We start from the raw sequence: 14,985 nt of genomic DNA on the forward strand, positions 1-14,985 counted from the left end.
AAGGCGGAACCACCGGCACCGGCAACGGCGTGCTGCTCTGCAGCCATCACCACCACCTCATCCACAAAGAAAACTGGACCATCGAAGTCACCAACGACGTCCCCTGGTTCAAACCACCACCAGAACTCGACCCCCACCGAAAACCACGCCGCAACAACTACTTCAGATCACGGCCACAACGGGAATGAACGGCACCGCCAGTCAGCACGCGAGCCTGGGCGGCGTACCCCAGCCCTGCCAAACCCGCAGAAGCAACCTGCCGGGTTTGTCGTCGGATGGACGCCAAATTCCGGCAATCCCAGGAGCACGGTGCTTCTGGCCTGCGCAGTCGCACTGATCAACACGGTGGTCAGCCTCAGCTTCGGTCGCTAAGCTCATCCCGCCGTCACATCTCCATTCCCAAACCCGACCAGCCGCACTCGAGGAGAACAGCATGAGCGCTATCTACACCTTTGACGTCTTTTCCAGCCTCGACGGCTTCGGCTCCCACAGCGGCAACTGGGGCGGTTACTGGGGCAAGCAAGGCCCCGAGCTGCTCGAGCATCGCCTCGCCTTATACGGTGAGGAGCAGCGGACGGTCTTCGGGGCCAACACGTACCGGGCGTTCGCCCAGATGCTAGCGTCAAGCACCGAGGATTCCGACGTCCGTGACCCATGGGTCACGCGGATGACGAACCTGCCGGCAACAGTGGTGTCGAGAACACTGCAGGAACCGCTCGACTGGCCGGACGCCATCGTCGTGAGCGGCGACGCGGTGGACGTCGTCGCGCGGCTCAAGGAGGAGTCGGACGTGCCGCTGCGCTCCCACGGCAGCCTATCGATGAACCGGGCACTGATGGCCGCCGGCCTTGTCGACCGCGTCCAGGTGACAGTCTTCCCAGTGATCACCGGTCAGACCGGAGAGGAACCCATCTTCCAAGGCGCCGCCGATTTCGATCTCGAGCTGATCGAGAGCCGGACGCTCGACGGCCACACCCAAGAGCTCATCTACCGGCCCACCCTGCATGCCTGAAGCCAGGGCCACCCGACGCAACAACTACTTCCGCTCAGGACTCCCCAAGGGACTGAACCGGCCCGGCAGCTCCTACCGGACGCGTAATACGTGGGCGTCCGTGATCCGCTGCAGCTCACCGTAGCTGATGGAGAACATGGAATGATGGTCGCCGGCTCCGGCCCAGAGCGTTGGGTGCTCTTCGAGGGAGGCATCCAGCAGGGTGCGGATCTTGGCAGGATGGCCCACCGGCGCCACGCCGCCCACCTCCTGGCCGGTGTGGCGCAGCACGAAATCGGGGGCCGCTCGGCGGATCCGGCCGGTGCCCAGCTGGGAGGCGACCATCCGGACGTCCACTTTCGCCGCGCCGCTGGCGAGAATCAGCAGGGGAGTACCGTCCACTTCGAACACCAGGCTGTTGGTGATTGCCGCAACGTCGCAGCCCAGCGCATCGGCCGCGGCGGCCGCCGTCGGAACCGCACCGGGAAGAATCGTAACAGTGTCGCGGGCGCCGGCGGCGGTGAGGGCGCGGCGCACGTTGGCCACCGGGTCGGCAAGCATGTCCGCGCTCCTGTCGTCAGTAGCCCTGGGCATCCAGGATCGCGTCTTCCTCTTCTTCCGCCGTCGGCCGCTTGCGCTTCCGGGGTGCCGGCGGACGACGGCGGGCTCCCGCGGCCGTGTGGGCGGGCTCGCCGTCCAGCGACTCGGCGTCCTCGGCATCCATCGCTGCGTTGCGCGCCTGCTGCCGGGCAGCGTAACCAAAGCCCACGAACATGAGGATGCCGAAGGCGAACCACTGCAGCGAGTAGGACAGGTGCGTTCCCTCGTCCACCGAGGGCATGGGGAACGGCTGCGGCATGTCCGCTACCGGTGGCGTCTCCGATGCGAGCTGCCCGTAGGCGCCCGTCAGGAGCGGATAGCCGAGCTCGGCAGCGTAAGCGGGCAAGTCGATGGAGGCCAGCTGGCCCTCAGGTGCGCCGCGCTGGAGCGTGGGTTCGCTGTGCTTGAGCCGCACCACTGCCGTGATCTGCCCGGACGGCGGCGCCGGAATGGAGTCCGGACGGCCGGGGGTCTTGTTGCCGATCGGCAGCCAGCCGCGGTCAATCACCACGGTCTCACCCGACACGAGCTTGAACGGCACCACCACTTCATACCCGGGCTGCCCGTTGAGGGGCCGGTTACGAACGATCCGCTGCCCGTCGACGTCGTAGCTGCCCTGGAGCCTGACCTGGGTCCATTCGCGGGACGGGTCCAGCTGATTGAACTCACCGCGGGCCTGATCGAACGTGATGGGAGTTGCCGAGTAATTCGACGTTACCCTCTGGATTTCCGCCAGGGTCTCCGCCCGGCGGTCCATCTGCCAGCGGCCTAGGAATACGCAACCGGTGGCGAAGATCGCGGCCAGCAGGAGGTAGCCCAGCCACTTGCTGGAAAACAGGAACTTGTACATTCAGCTGTTCCCGCCGGTCTCTGCGGCCTCGAGCGGCACGGTCTCCTTCCAGAGCCCGCGCGTCTGCAGGTAATCCTCCAGCCACGGCTTATGCTCACCGCACGCCAGCCAGACTTTGCGGCGGTCAGGCGTGTGGATCTTGGGATTGTTCCACAGCAGCTGCCAGGACGCGTCGGCCCGGCAGGCTTTGCGGGAGCACGTGGCCGCGGATGCGGGTCCGTCGACATCGCCGCTGCCGCCACCCAGGTTGAAAATGTTCATGAAGCTTTCTGTCCCCGGCCGTCGTCGTCTTCTTCGTCATCAGCAATGAGTTCGCCCTGGAGCACCGTCGGTTCATCCGCTGTGTCGGCCCCGTCCGCACTCCCGGAGTCGTCGGCCGCTCCCAGTTCAGCGTACGGCGTGTAATCGAGCAGCGCATCGCTGTGGATCTCCGCCTTGTCCGAACCGTTTGCGATCACTACAGCAACCCACGGCAGGAATACCGCGCCCGCCACGGCAACCAACTTGAACCAGCCATCCACCACGAAGATCATGATCAGGCACACCATGCGGATACCCATGGCGAGGGCGTACTTGATCATGCGCTCCCGCATGTCTTCGGAATGCGCTGCGGCGGCGTCGGTGATGCTGATTACTTCCGGATGGCCGGCGGCTGCATCACGCTTCCCGGGCGTCTGCTGTCCGGGTTGGGGTTCAGTTGTCACGACTGTTTCATCACGCTCCAATGGCTACCCCAATTCTCTCACCATCCGAAGATGGCTCCCAATCGGGCGATAAGATCGAAGGCAGTTAAAAATCCAGCCACAACAGCGGAGCGAGGCTCCGCGGAAATCCGGAGCACACATGTCTGAAGCAGCAACCACGGCCCGCAGCGTCCTCATCACGGGCGGAAACCGCGGCATTGGCCTGGCCATCGCGGAGGCATTCCTGGCCAACGGCGACAAGGTGGCAGTGACGTACCGCAGCGAATCGAAGCTGCCGGAGGGCATCCTCGGGGTCAAGGCCGACGTGACCGACGAAGCTTCCGTTGACGCTGCTTTCACCGAGGTTGAGGCCGCGCACGGCCCCGTCGAGGTTCTGGTGGCCAACGCCGGCATCACCAAGGACACGCTGCTGCTGCGCATGAGCGAGGACGACTTCACGTCCGTCATCGATACCAACCTGACCGGCGCCTTCCGCGTCATTAAGCGCGCTTCGAAGGGCATGATCCGGCTGCGCAGGGGCCGCGTGGTGCTCATCTCCTCCGTCTCGGGCCTGTACGGCGCACCGGGGCAGATCAACTACTCCGCTTCCAAGGCCGGGCTCGTCGGCATTGCCCGTTCCCTGACCCGTGAACTCGGTTCGCGCGGGATCACTGCCAACGTTGTGGCGCCCGGGTTCATCAACACCGACATGACGGCAGAGCTGCCGGAAGCAACGCAGAAGGATTACCTGTCCAGCATCCCCGCCGGACGCTTCGCCGAGTCCTCCGAGGTGGCCAACGTGGTGCGCTGGATCTCCAGTGACGAGGCCGCCTACATCTCCGGCGCCGTGATTCCGGTCGACGGCGGCCTCGGCATGGGGCACTAGGTCCCCACTGGCGCCAACCCAGCTTTCGCCAACGGGCGGGCCAGCACCTTCTTTGTGGTGTTCCGACAAAGGAAACCGGCCCGCCCGCTGGCATGATGGACTGCAGGCCATCAGTAGTTAGACGTTGTGAACAAAGATCAAGCTTTAGACAAGGGAGCCCACATGGGACAGCTGGACAACAAGACAGCCATCGTCACCGGTTCTTCGCGCGGCATCGGCGCCGAAGTTGCCAAGATCCTCGCCGGCGAGGGCGCCGCCGTCGTCGTCAACTACCGCCAGAAGGCGCCGCGCGCCAACAAAGTGGTGGCAGGCATCGAGGCCGCCGGCGGGCGCGCCGTTGCTGTTGGCGCAGACCTGACCACCCGCGAAGGCGTGCAGGCGCTGGCCAGCGCCGCCATGGAAAACTTCGGTTCGCTCGACGTCCTGGTCCTCAACGCCTCTGGCGGCATGGAGACCGGCATGGAGGAGGGCTACGCGCTCAAGCTCAACCGCGACGCCCAGATCAACATGCTCAACGCCGCCGTGCCTCTCATGAAGGAAGGCTCCCGGGTGGTCTTCGTGACCAGCCACCAGGCCCACTTCATCAACTCGGTGCCCACCATGCCCGAGTACGAGCCCGTGGCCCGCAGCAAGCGCGCCGGTGAGGACGCCCTTCGCGAACTCCTGCCGAACCTGGCGGAGAAGGGCATCTCGCTGGTGGTGGTGTCCGGCGACATGATCGAGGGGACCGTGACCGCCACGCTGCTGGACCGTTCAAACCCCGGCGCCATCGAGGCCCGCCGCGCCGAGGCCGGCAAGCTGTACTCCGTCGAGGAGTTCGCCGAAGTGGTGGCCGGCATGGCAACCGCCGACGTCGAGTCCGGACATACGGAATACGCCGGCGGCGCGGACTACTTCGGCAAGAACGCCGGGTAGCCGCTCCCTCCGCGGGTGCCTGACGCGGTGCCTTGACACGGTTAGTTGATACGAAGGCCCGGTGCAACAGCGCCGGGCCTTCGCCGTCCCGCTCAGCACTGTGCCCTGCCTCACTGCCCCCGCGCATCGGCATCCACTTCAGCCCCCCGCAGGCGTTGTCCCGGCGGCCCGGGGCGCCTAGGGTCATAGCCATGGCAGAGGATGCAGCAGCAACGAAGCGGACTTATCCGGCCGGCGTGCCGTGCTGGGTGGACAGCCAGCAGCCTGACGTGGAGGCAGCCATGGCGTTCTACGCGGGACTGTTCGGTTGGGAGTTCGACGCCGGTTCAGTGCCGCTCGGGGAAACCGGCAGTTACGCGGTGGCCCGGCTTGGCGGCCAGGAGACGGGCGCCATCACCGGTTTCGGTGCAGGCACCCACGGCGTCCCCGCTTGGAACACGTACATCGCGGTCGACGATGCGGACGCCGCGGTGCGTCATCTGCTGTCGGCCGGCGCAACCCTGAAATCGGCTCCTGCCGATACGGGCGTTGGCGGCGTGCGGGCCGCCCTGGCAGATCCCGAGGGAGCCGAGTTCCGCATCTGGCAGCCCGGTGGGCGGCCGGGCGCCCAGGCGGTCAACCTGCCGGGTGGCTGGAACTTCAGCGACCTCCATACAGCGGACACGGATGCTGCCGCAGACTTCTACACCAGGGCCTTCGGCTGGGAGTTCGACCGCCTCGACTTTGGCATCATGATCCGCCGCCCCGGGTACGGCGACCATCTGGAGGCAACCGTCGACCCCGGCATCAGGACACGGCAATCGGGTGACGCGGTCCCAGCCGGCTTCGAGGACGCAGTGGGCTGGCTTGCCCCGGCGGCTCCGGGTGAGCGGCCGCACTGGCACGTCACCTTCACCGTGGCGGACCGGGACCGCGCGGTCCAGGAGGCGGAGCGCCTCGGCGGTCACGTCCTGGGGCAGGACGACACGGCGTGGACACGGACCGCCCTGATCAGGGACACCGGCGGGGCCGTCTTCACGGCGAGCCAGTTCACTCCGCCGTCGGGCTTCTAGTTCCGGCTATTTCAGACTCCGGCGATGTGCCGCACCGCGTCGAGGTACGGCATGTTGATGGCGGCGTCAGCCACGGCCAGGACGGCGGGCTTGGCATTGAAGGCCACCCCAATGCCCGCGGCGCCGAGCATGTCGAGGTCGTTCGCGCCGTCGCCTACCGCGATGGTGTGCTCCAGCGCGATGCCCTCGGCGGCCGCCCATTCGCGGAGGTACTTTTCCTTGGCGGCGCGGTCGATTACGGCGCCGAGGACCTTGCCGGTCAGTGCCCCGTCAACAATCTCCAGCTCGTTGGCGATCCAGTAGTCCATGCCGAGCTCCTCGGCGATGGGGCGCAGGATCTGGTTGAAGCCGCCAGACACCACCGCCACGGCATGGCCCGCGGCCTTGAATGCGGCCACCAGCTCGGCGGCTCCCTCACTCAGCTTCACTTCCGCGCGGACGGAGTCGACGACGGCAGCCGGCAGCCCTGCGAGGACGGCCACGCGCGCGTGCAGACTTTGCGCGAAGTCCAGTTCACCGCGCATGGCGGCTTCCGTGACTGCAGTGACTTCGTCCCGCTTTCCAGCGTAGGCGGCGAGGAGTTCGATGACCTCCTGCTGAATGAGGGTGGAGTCGACGTCCATGATGAGCAGCTTGCGTTGCGCCTTCCGCAGTTCCGCGGGGACGATGGCCGTGTCCACGCCGGCGCGCTCCGCGTTTGCCTTCGCGGCGGCAATGACGTGCCGCAGGCCGGCGATGTCCGAGGCATAGCCCGAAGGTACGGAAAAGTCCACGATGCAGACGTCGAAGCGTCCGTCGCTTGTGCTGGAGGCTTCTCCGAAGGTGGCGCCGGAGCCCGCCAGCAGGGACCGCAGGTTTTCCGGTTCCGCGGGGGACAGTTTCAGGCCGTAGCTGACCGCAGTCACGTTCGAAGTCATGGCTGCAATCTTATCCAGCGCAGCGCCGCCGCCCGAATCCGCTGAGCGCATCTCGCCCATGGGTTCCGCTGCCTGGCCTCGAGTGCGCGGCATTGAGCGCACAACATCAAGTGCACATCAGTGCACAGGGCCGGCCCCCAGCCGGCTCCCAGCAAACGTCCGGACAACCCGGAGGCCGGTGGGGCAAAATGGCCTGATGCTCTTTGCCCTGATTGCCCGCCTGCGCCCGGCACCCCTGCTGAGGGTGCCGCAGGAGGTACTTTTTTGCTGGGCCGGGGCTCTCTTGGTGGCCGGTGACGCTGCCTTCTGGCTCATGTTCGCTGCCGTCCAGTCTGACTCGGGGCTGGCGGGGATGGACGGTCCTGTGCACAGCCTGATGGTGGATTCGCGCCACCCTGCCGCCACGGTGCCGCTGGCGGCCCTGAGCACCGTGACGTCACCGGAAATGCTGGCAGTCATCGGCGCGGTGTTTGCGTTGGCATGGGTCGTCTGGAAGCGCGAGTTGTGGCGCCCGGCAGTGCTCATGGGGGCCTTGATGCTGGCCCTGGTGCTGACCACTCTCATCAAGCAATTCGTCAGCCGGTCGCGCCCGCCTGCTTCTGATTTCCTGCTCGGGCCCGACGATGCCCTCTCGTTTCCCTCGGGGCACACGGTGGGGATCGGCGTGTTCACGGTTGTGCTCGCCTACCTCGTATTTTTGCGGTCGGGGACGCGCACGACGGCGGTGCTTGGCTTCTCCGCGGCCTTTGCCGCGACAGCGCTGGTTGGCTTTAGCCGGCTGTATTTGGGCTACCACTGGCTCACCGACGTCGTGGCTTCCTTCGGCGTGGCGCTGGCAGTTGCAGCGGTGGCGGTATTCACAGACGCAGCCCGGCACGGTTCTGCGAAGAACCGTTCCACACCTAACAACCCGTGAAGGCTAGGACGTGCGGGTCCCGGCTGCCGTGGGCGTCAGCACCATCTCATCGAGTTTGGGCAGGGCGTGCCGGAGCCGGTGGCTGGCCAGGTTCAGGGTCTGCTCAGCCAGCCGGAGACTGGCGTCGCCGTCCACAGTGATGGTCGCCGCACCTTGCAGGCGGTGCCCAACCCACCGCAACTGCACGCGCTCCACGTCGATGACGCCAGGCGTGCCCTCAAGCGTGCGGCAGGCGCGCTCCACGAGTTCGGGCTCAATCCGTCCATCAACCGGCGGCCGATGCTGCGGACGGTTCCCCACAGCAGGATGATGATGGCCGCCGAGATCAGCAGGCCAACGATCGGGTCCGCCAGGGGGAACCCGAGCATGACGCCCCCGGCGCCGAGCACCACTGCCAGGGATGTGAAGCCATCCATCCGCGCATGAACGCCGTCGGCCACCAGCGCGGCTGAGCCGATCCGCCATCCAATCCTGATGCGGCAGAACGCCACTGCCTCGTTGCCGGCAAAGCCGATCAGCCCTGCGCCCATGACCCAGCCCAGATTATGGAGCACCTGCGGGTGGATCAGCCGTTCCACCGACTGCCAGGCGGCCAATACAGCCGAAAGAGCGACGACGGCGACAATGAACAGCCCTGCCAGATCCTCCGCACGGCCAAAGCCACAGGTGTAGCGGCGGGTGGCCGCGCGACGCCCCAGGACGAACGCCACCCACAGGGGAACGGCGGTCAGGGCGTCGGAAAAATTGTGGATGGTATCAGCCAGCAGGGCAACCGAGCCGCTCACCAGGACAACCAGGAACTGCAGGACGGTGGTCCCGAGCAGCATGAGCAGGCTGATCTTCAGCGCTCGGATGCCCTGCGCGCTGGCCTCCAGAGCGTCATCAACAGAGTCCACCGCGTCATGGGTGTGCGGGACGAACAGCTCGAAAAGCCAGCCCTTCAGCCCCTTGTGATGCGCATGCCCGTGACTGTGCGAGCGGCCGTGTCCGTGGTCGTGATGATGATGCCCCTCGTGCCCGTGCTCGTGCTCGTGGCTGTGATCATAGCCATGCGAGTGGTCCTGAGCCTGATCGTGCGAGTGGCCCTGTCCAGGGGAGTCCGGGGCGGTTCCGTCCGCTGGTGCGCCGGCGGTCTGGATCCGGTCGGTCATGATGCGGCTCCCTTTAGACGGTGGTGGGCCGGCTGCCCGCCGAGCGCATGCTCGGCCTGGAAGATTGCATCCGCGACGAGCTGGCGTGCGTGCTCGTTTTCGAGCCGGTAAAAAACCTTGGTCCCGTCTTGGCGGGTGGACACCATGCGCGCCAGCCGCATTTTGGCCAGGTGCTGCGACACCGCCGCTGGCGACTTTCCCACCACCTCGGCCAAGGCGCCCACGGCCATCTCACCCTCGCGCAGGGCAAGGATGATCCGCACCCTTGTGGCGTCTGCCAGCATGGCGAAAATCTCAACTGCGAGCTCGACGTACTGGCTGTCGACGTCGAGCCTGCAACCCTGCGTATCTGCGTTCATACGCATATACTGCCATATAGCAGGAAGGCCCGCCGGCGGGCGGCGCTACCGGTTATCAGTCGCACCGTTTTTTGTCCTAGTGTCTACTTCTATGAGTGAAGTTCTTGAAATGGCCGCCGTCAGCGTTGTGCGCGGAGCCAAAACGCTCCTGAGCAAGGTGGACTGGCAGGTCAGGGAGGGCGAGCGGTGGGTCATCCTTGGGCCCAACGGCGCCGGCAAGACCACTCTGCTGCAGATCGCCGCGGCACGGCTCCATCCCACCAGCGGCATCGCCGGCATCCTGGACGAAAGCCTCGGAAAGGTTGACGTCTTCGAACTGCGGCCACGTATCGGACTCTCATCTGCCGCGCTGGCCAACCAGATCCCCGAATACGAGAAGGTGCTCAACGTCGTGGTCACTGCCGCTTACGGCGTGACCGGCCGCTGGCGCGAGGGCTACGAGAAGGACGACGAACGCCGCGCTTTCGCCCTCCTGAACGACTGGGGCATGGGCCCGCTCCTGAACCGCAAGTTCTCCACGCTCTCCGAGGGCGAGCGTAAGCGCGTGCAGATCGCCCGCGCCCTCATGACCGACCCCGAACTGCTCCTGCTCGACGAGCCCGCCGCCGGCCTCGACCTTGGCGGCCGCGAGGACCTGGTGCACCGCCTGAGCCAGTTGGCCTTGGACGAGGACGCTCCGGCGATCGTGCTGGTCACGCACCATCTTGAGGAAGTCCCGCCGGGCTTCACCCATGCCATGCTCATGCGCGACGGCGAAGTGGTGGCTGCCGGCCCGGTGGAAGAGGTCCTCACCTCGGACAACCTGAGCGAAACGTTCGGCCTGCCCCTGGACGTTTCGGTAAACGCCGGCCGTTACACGGCAACCGCCCGCCGCTAGCGGAGCAGCCGGCACAGCGTGGAGTTTTTCAGCGGCATCCTTGTGTTCTTCGCCGGCCTCTGGGCGGGCACCATCAACAGCGTCGTCGGGTCCGGAACCCTCGTCACCTTCCCGGTGCTGATTGCGCTGGGCATCGCACCGGTAACGGCCTCCATGAGCAACGCCATGGGCCTCGTCGCCGGAGGCGCGGCGGGCGCATGGGGCTACCGCCGGGAGCTGAAGGGACGCGGCCGGCAGCTCCTGCGGCTCCTGCCGGCTTCCCTGCTGGGCGGCATCAGCGGAGCCTGGCTCCTGCTCCATTTGCCGGAGAAGGTCTTCCACTACGCGGCACCGGTGCTCATTGTCCTGGCCCTGCTGATGGTGGTGTTCCAGCCCAGGCTTCAGCAGTGGGTGCGGAACCGCGAGGAAAACCCCGAGCACGCCCTGCGGGACAAGCACCACAGCGTTTTGCTGGTGGTCCTCGTCTTCCTCGCCGGCGTGTACGGCGGCTACTTCGTCGCGGCACAGGGAATCCTGCTGGTGGGCATCCTCGGCGTGTTCATGACGGGCACCATCCAGAACGCCAACGCCATGAAAAATGTCCTGGTACTTGGTGTGAACCTGATCGCGGCCGCCTCCTATCTGCTGTTCGCCTTCGACCGGATCAACTGGGCAGTGGTGGCCATCATCGCCGTCAGCTCCCTCATCGGCGGCCTCGTGGGCGCCAAGGTGGGCCGCAAGCTGTCCCCGCCCGTGCTGCGCGGCGTCATCTTTGCCCTCGGCCTGGTGGCACTCGGCTTCCTGGTAGCGAACCTGCTCAAATGATCAGTGAAATGCAAGTGCTTATCGAAATGACCACCCGGTGACTTTCCACTATCTCGAGTCAGCCGCGGATCCGCGCGTCGCCGACTACACCCAGCTGACGGACGTTCACCTCCGGAAGCTCCGCGAACCCGCCGAGGGCATGTACATCGCCGAATCCTCCCGGGTACTCCGGCGCGCCCTCGCCGCCGGGCACCGGCCGCGGTCCTTTTTCCTCGCCGAGAAATGGCTTCCGGACCTCGCGGACATCTTCGAGCAGTACCCGGACGTTCCCGCGTACATCGGCAGCGCCGGCCTCCTGGAGGAAATCACCGGGTTCCACCTGCACCGCGGAGCCATGGCAGCCATGCACCGCCCGGCGCCGGTCCCGCTGCCGGAACTGCTGGCAGGCGCCCGGCGCGTGGCAGTCCTCGAGGACATCGTGGACCACACCAACGTAGGGGCGATCTTCCGGTCGGCAGCGGCGCTCGACGTCGATGCCGTCCTGGTGTCGCCGCGCTGTGGCGATCCGCTGTACCGCCGCAGCGTCCGCGTCAGCATGGGCACCGTCTTTCAGGTGCCGTGGGCAAGGCTGGACAGCTGGCCGCAGGACCTGACCCTCCTCAAGGAGCAGGGGTTCACGGTGGCAGCCATGGAGCTCACCGAGGACGCCGTGGACCTGGACGAGCTGGCAGCAAGAAACCCGGAGCGGCTCGCCCTGGTGCTGGGCACGGAAGGTGCCGGCATGAGCGCGGACACGCTTGCCGCCGTCGACCTCGCGGTCAAGATCCCGATGCGCGCAGGCGTGGACTCGCTCAACGTGGCGGCGGCGTCCGCCGTCGCCTTCTGGGAGCTGCGGCCGCGGACGTAACCCATCCCCTGGCCAGAGGTTAGATCCGCCGCCCCCGCCTGCGGACGAAGTATTCGGCCGCCGCCAGGTTGATGACCCATCCGGCGCCCATGAGCACAGCCCGGGCATGTTCGTCGGGCTGCCCAGCCAGCAGCATCCAGGGGATCGAAACCAGGGCCTGGGTCCCCGCGGCGATGCCGATGGCGTAGCCGCGTGCCATCCACGCCCCGTGCCGGACGAAGTCGCGCTGCCGGATCGCCAGCACGCCCAGGACAATGCTCACCAGCATGGCCGAGCCAAAGATCATCCGCAGGACGAAAAGAGCCTGGCCGTCGCCTTCCGGCAGGTCATAGAAGGCTGACATCCAAAGCCCTGACAGGGCAACGAGCAGACCGGCCGGAATGAGGATGACGCCCGCGAGCCGGTGCCAGCTGGACCGGCGCCCCTTGCCCCGGCGAAGGCTCGGGACGAACTGGAACGCCCCCAGCAAGCTGTACACGATGGCTGCAGGAATGTGGATCAGTACGGGCGCGGGGGAGTCGAAGAAGCGTGCATTGGCCGGCGTGACCGGGGCTCCGGCGGCGAACTCTGCGACGCGCAGGGATCCGAAGATCACCGGAATGAGGCTGACGACGATCAGCCCGGCCGGCACGAGCCACCGCCCCCGGGAACGTGGAGCAGGCTTGGAACGAATCAGCGTTTTGGTCGACATGTCAGTTTCCCCGTCCCGAAGACTTTCGGTGTACGCCGTACACCTAGGATATAAAGCTAGGTGTACGGCGTACACTTGTCAATGGAAAGTTCCCGGCGGAAAGGAGGCCCAGATGACTGAGCTGGAGAAAAACCCGCGCCGAAACCCCTTGGGCAGGGAGAAAGTGCTGCGGTCCGCCATCGTCCTTGCCGACCGGGCCGGCGTGGAATCCTTGAGCATGCGCCGGCTCGCGCAGGAACTCGGCGTCGTTCCAATGGCCCTCTACAAACACGTGGCCAACAAGGAGGAACTCCTTGACGGCATCGTGGAAGTGATTGTCGGCGAGATCGAGCCGCCGGTGCCCGACCTGGACTGGAAGGCCGCCATCCGGCTGCGCGTCCTTTCCGCACGGCAGGTGCTCCAGCGCCATCCATGGGCCCGCAGGGTGATCGAAACCCGCACCACCAAGACGCCCGCAGTCCTCAACTACATGGACTCATTCGCCGGCATGTTCCTGTCCGGCGGCTTCTCCGCCGACCTGACACACCACGTCATGCATGCCCTCGGCGGCCGCATGTGGGGATTCACCCAGGAGCTGTTCGACGACTCAGCAAGCCAGGAGCCCGCTGCGCAGGCGCAGCTCCCGCCCGAAGCGCAGGCCGCCATGCTCCGGCACATGGCCGAGCGGTATCCGAACATCCTTGTTGTTGCCGCCTCGGGTGCCCACGACGAGGGCTCCGTGGTGGGGCACGGCTGCGACGACCAGTTTGAGTTTGAATTCGCCCTCGATCTCCTCCTCGACGGCTTTGCGCGGCTGCACGAACAGGGCTGGAGTTCCAGCCGCGCCAAAGGGGACGGGACGCACTCCCTCCCGGTTCGTTAGTTCCTCCACGATCGGCTATGATTGATAGCTGGTTCCACTGTGTTTTTCGCCGGCCTTCTGGACGGGCGAGGCACGGATGGAAGCCATCCCATTCATACCTGGCAACTGGCAAAATCCAGCTGCGTGAACAAAGGTCCCATTATGAAGTCTGATATCCACCCGAAGTACGAAGCTGTTGTTTTCAACGACCTGGCCTCCGGCACGAAGTTCCTGACCCGCTCCACCGTGTCTTCCTCGAAGACCATCGAGTGGGAAGACGGCAACACCTACCCGGTCATCGACGTCGAAATCTCCTCCGAGTCCCACCCGTTCTACACGGGCAAGCAGCGCATCATGGACTCCGCTGGCCGCGTCGAGCGCTTCAACGCTCGCTTCAAGGGCTTCGGCGGCAAGAAGTAATTCACTTCGCCCCAAGGTTCTTTGGAAAGCCCGCACCGGCAACGGTGCGGGCTTTTCGCGTTTGTGGGGCAGGATGGAAGGCATGACTGCCACGCCAATATCTGCAAGGGGAGAAGCGGCCGCGGGGCTGCACGGTGAGTACAAGGTCCCGGGCGGCAAGCTCGTGGTGGTGGACCTCGATGTCCGGGACGGCGTCTTCGCGGACGTGTCACTTAGCGGCGACTTCTTCCTCGAACCCGATGAGGCCCTCCTGGCCATTAACGCCGCCCTGGGCGGGCTGCCGGAAAGTTCGACGGCGGCCGAGATCGCCGCCGCCGTGGAGGACTCCCTGCCGAAGGACGCGGTGCTGTTCGGGTTCTCGGCCGACGCTGTGGCCATCGCCGTCCGCAGGGCACTGGCGAAGGCCACCGCATGGACGGACCACCACTGGAACATCATCGCGCCCAGCGTGCTGCCCACCCACCTCAACGTGGCGCTGGACGAGGTGCTTACGGAGGAGGTGGGCGCCGGCCGCCGCAACCCCACCATCCGCTTCTGGGATTGGGAGGAACCGTCGGTGGTGATCGGCAGCTTCCAGTCCTACCGCAACGAGGTACACCCCGACGGCGTGTCTCGGCACGGCATCACCGTGGTCCGGCGCATCAGCGGCGGGGGAGCGATGTTCATGGAGGCGGGCAACTGCATCACCTACTCGCTCTACCTGCCGCAGACCCTCGTGGACGGCATCAGCTTCGCCGACTCCTACGCGTTCCTCGACGCGTGGGTCATGGCCGCCCTGAAGAAGCTCGGCATCGACGCCTTCTACGTCCCGCTCAACGACATCGCCACCAGCCAGGGCAAGATCGGCGGGGCGGCCCAGAAGCGGCTGGCCAACGGCGGCATGCTCCACCACGTGACCATGAGCTACGACATCGACGCCGACAAGATGGTGGACGTGCTCCGGATCGGCAAGGAAAAGCTTTCGGACAAGGGAACCACCAGCGCCAAGAAACGCGTGGACCCGCTGCGCCGCCAGACAGGACTGGCCCGGACCGAGATCGTGGCGGCCATGATGGAAGTGTTTGCCGAACGCTACGGGGCCACTCCATCGGAAATCACGGCGCAGGAGCTGGAGGCCGCCCGTGAACGTGTTGCCTCCAAGTTCGGCACAGGCACGTGGCTGCACCGGGTACCCTAATGCCCGTC

Annotated in this window: 19 protein-coding genes and 1 pseudogene; 12 read left to right on the forward strand and 8 right to left on the reverse strand. The window is 66.0% G+C overall.

What is annotated here, in order from left to right; genetic code table 11:
* Positions 1–188 (forward strand): HNH endonuclease (locus tag AC5RWD_RS17515; RefSeq protein ID WP_494021230.1); only part of this gene is annotated, 188 nt, incomplete at its 5' end.
* Between the two features lie 245 nt (positions 189–433).
* The gene (locus AC5RWD_RS17520) at positions 434–1,012 is read left to right on the forward strand and encodes a dihydrofolate reductase family protein (RefSeq protein WP_494021231.1); all 579 of its coding nucleotides are present in this window, start codon (positions 434–436) and stop codon (positions 1,010–1,012) included.
* A gap of 72 nt (positions 1,013–1,084) precedes the next feature.
* On the opposite strand, the gene AC5RWD_RS17525 is transcribed toward AC5RWD_RS17520, so the two are convergent.
* Genes AC5RWD_RS17525 through AC5RWD_RS17540 form a run of 4 tightly spaced genes read right to left on the reverse strand, consistent with a single transcriptional unit; the run spans position 1,085 to position 3,145 of the window.
* Positions 1,085–1,552, reverse strand: a complete 468-nt coding sequence (locus tag AC5RWD_RS17525) for a YbaK/EbsC family protein (RefSeq protein ID WP_494021232.1) — start codon at positions 1,550–1,552, stop codon at positions 1,085–1,087.
* A gap of 16 nt (positions 1,553–1,568) precedes the next feature.
* Positions 1,569–2,441, reverse strand: a complete 873-nt coding sequence (locus AC5RWD_RS17530) for an SURF1 family cytochrome oxidase biogenesis protein (protein WP_494021233.1) — start codon at positions 2,439–2,441, stop codon at positions 1,569–1,571.
* On the reverse strand, positions 2,442–2,702 hold the full coding sequence (locus AC5RWD_RS17535) for a hypothetical protein (RefSeq protein ID WP_494021234.1): 261 nt from the start codon (positions 2,700–2,702) through the stop codon (positions 2,442–2,444).
* Entirely contained in the window at positions 2,699–3,145 is a 447-nt protein-coding gene (locus tag AC5RWD_RS17540) for a DUF3099 domain-containing protein (RefSeq protein ID WP_494021235.1), read from the reverse strand. The genes AC5RWD_RS17535 and AC5RWD_RS17540 overlap by 4 nt, the downstream gene beginning before the upstream one ends.
* Positions 3,146–3,284: 139 nt before the next feature.
* Here AC5RWD_RS17540 and AC5RWD_RS17545 point away from each other — a divergent pair, with 139 nt between their 5' ends.
* The 3 genes from AC5RWD_RS17545 (at position 3,285) to AC5RWD_RS17555 (ending at position 5,977) form a co-directional block, all read left to right on the forward strand.
* Positions 3,285–4,010 carry a beta-ketoacyl-ACP reductase gene (locus AC5RWD_RS17545; protein WP_494021236.1) on the forward strand — a complete coding sequence of 242 codons (726 nt, stop codon included), beginning with the start codon at positions 3,285–3,287 and terminating at the stop codon, positions 4,008–4,010.
* Positions 4,011–4,172: 162 nt separating this feature from the next.
* Positions 4,173–4,925: an SDR family oxidoreductase gene (locus AC5RWD_RS17550; protein WP_494021237.1), complete on the forward strand. Its 753-nt coding sequence runs from the start codon at positions 4,173–4,175 to the stop codon at positions 4,923–4,925.
* A 191-nt stretch (positions 4,926–5,116) separates the two neighbouring features.
* Complete coding sequence (locus AC5RWD_RS17555) at positions 5,117–5,977, forward strand: VOC family protein (protein ID WP_494021238.1); 861 nt, start codon at positions 5,117–5,119, stop codon at positions 5,975–5,977.
* 11 nt (positions 5,978–5,988) lie between these two features.
* Here the strand turns inward: AC5RWD_RS17555 and serB are convergent, their stop codons facing one another.
* Positions 5,989–6,894 (reverse strand): phosphoserine phosphatase SerB, encoded by a 906-nt coding sequence (serB, locus tag AC5RWD_RS17560; protein ID WP_494021239.1) that lies wholly within the window; start codon positions 6,892–6,894, stop codon positions 5,989–5,991.
* Positions 6,895–7,090: 196 nt separating this feature from the next.
* On the opposite strand from serB, the gene AC5RWD_RS17565 reads away from it, so the two are divergent.
* Positions 7,091–7,810 (forward strand): phosphatase PAP2 family protein, encoded by a 720-nt coding sequence (locus AC5RWD_RS17565; RefSeq protein WP_494021240.1) that lies wholly within the window; start codon positions 7,091–7,093, stop codon positions 7,808–7,810.
* Between the two features lie 3 nt (positions 7,811–7,813).
* On the opposite strand, the pseudogene AC5RWD_RS17570 reads toward AC5RWD_RS17565, so the two are convergent.
* Both AC5RWD_RS17570 and AC5RWD_RS17575 read right to left on the reverse strand, forming a co-directional pair.
* Positions 7,814–8,961 (reverse strand): annotated as a pseudogene (locus tag AC5RWD_RS17570) (cation diffusion facilitator family transporter).
* On the reverse strand, positions 8,958–9,320 hold the full coding sequence (locus AC5RWD_RS17575) for an ArsR/SmtB family transcription factor (protein ID WP_494021241.1): 363 nt from the start codon (positions 9,318–9,320) through the stop codon (positions 8,958–8,960). The pseudogene AC5RWD_RS17570 and the gene AC5RWD_RS17575 overlap by 4 nt, the downstream one beginning before the upstream one ends.
* A 91-nt stretch (positions 9,321–9,411) precedes the next feature.
* Here AC5RWD_RS17575 and AC5RWD_RS17580 point away from each other — a divergent pair, with 91 nt between their 5' ends.
* From AC5RWD_RS17580 to AC5RWD_RS17590, 3 genes are read left to right on the forward strand one after another with little or no spacing between them, the layout of a single operon-like run.
* Positions 9,412–10,197, forward strand: coding sequence for an ABC transporter ATP-binding protein (locus tag AC5RWD_RS17580; protein ID WP_494021242.1), 786 nt, complete (start codon positions 9,412–9,414; stop codon positions 10,195–10,197).
* Positions 10,198–10,215: 18 nt separating this feature from the next.
* Positions 10,216–11,001, forward strand: coding sequence for a sulfite exporter TauE/SafE family protein (locus AC5RWD_RS17585; protein WP_494021243.1), 786 nt, complete (start codon positions 10,216–10,218; stop codon positions 10,999–11,001).
* Between the two features lie 37 nt (positions 11,002–11,038).
* Positions 11,039–11,848: a TrmH family RNA methyltransferase gene (locus AC5RWD_RS17590; protein ID WP_494021244.1), complete on the forward strand. Its 810-nt coding sequence runs from the start codon at positions 11,039–11,041 to the stop codon at positions 11,846–11,848.
* A 19-nt stretch (positions 11,849–11,867) separates the two neighbouring features.
* Here the strand turns inward: AC5RWD_RS17590 and AC5RWD_RS17595 are convergent, their stop codons facing one another.
* Positions 11,868–12,539, reverse strand: coding sequence for a DUF2306 domain-containing protein (locus tag AC5RWD_RS17595; protein WP_494021245.1), 672 nt, complete (start codon positions 12,537–12,539; stop codon positions 11,868–11,870).
* Between the two features lie 112 nt (positions 12,540–12,651).
* Between AC5RWD_RS17595 and AC5RWD_RS17600 the strand changes: the two genes are divergently transcribed.
* The 3 genes from AC5RWD_RS17600 (at position 12,652) to lplAB (ending at position 14,977) form a co-directional block, all read left to right on the forward strand.
* Entirely contained in the window at positions 12,652–13,401 is a 750-nt protein-coding gene (locus AC5RWD_RS17600; RefSeq protein ID WP_494021246.1) for a TetR/AcrR family transcriptional regulator, read from the forward strand.
* 141 nt (positions 13,402–13,542) lie between these two features.
* Positions 13,543–13,800 (forward strand): type B 50S ribosomal protein L31, encoded by a 258-nt coding sequence (locus AC5RWD_RS17605; protein ID WP_003802336.1) that lies wholly within the window; start codon positions 13,543–13,545, stop codon positions 13,798–13,800.
* 82 nt (positions 13,801–13,882) lie between these two features.
* Positions 13,883–14,977, forward strand: coding sequence for a lipoate-protein ligase LplAB (gene lplAB / locus AC5RWD_RS17610; RefSeq protein WP_494021247.1), 1,095 nt, complete (start codon positions 13,883–13,885; stop codon positions 14,975–14,977).
* Positions 14,978–14,985: the final 8 nt, after the last annotated feature.

The organism is Arthrobacter sp. CMU6 (assembly GCF_059090205.1).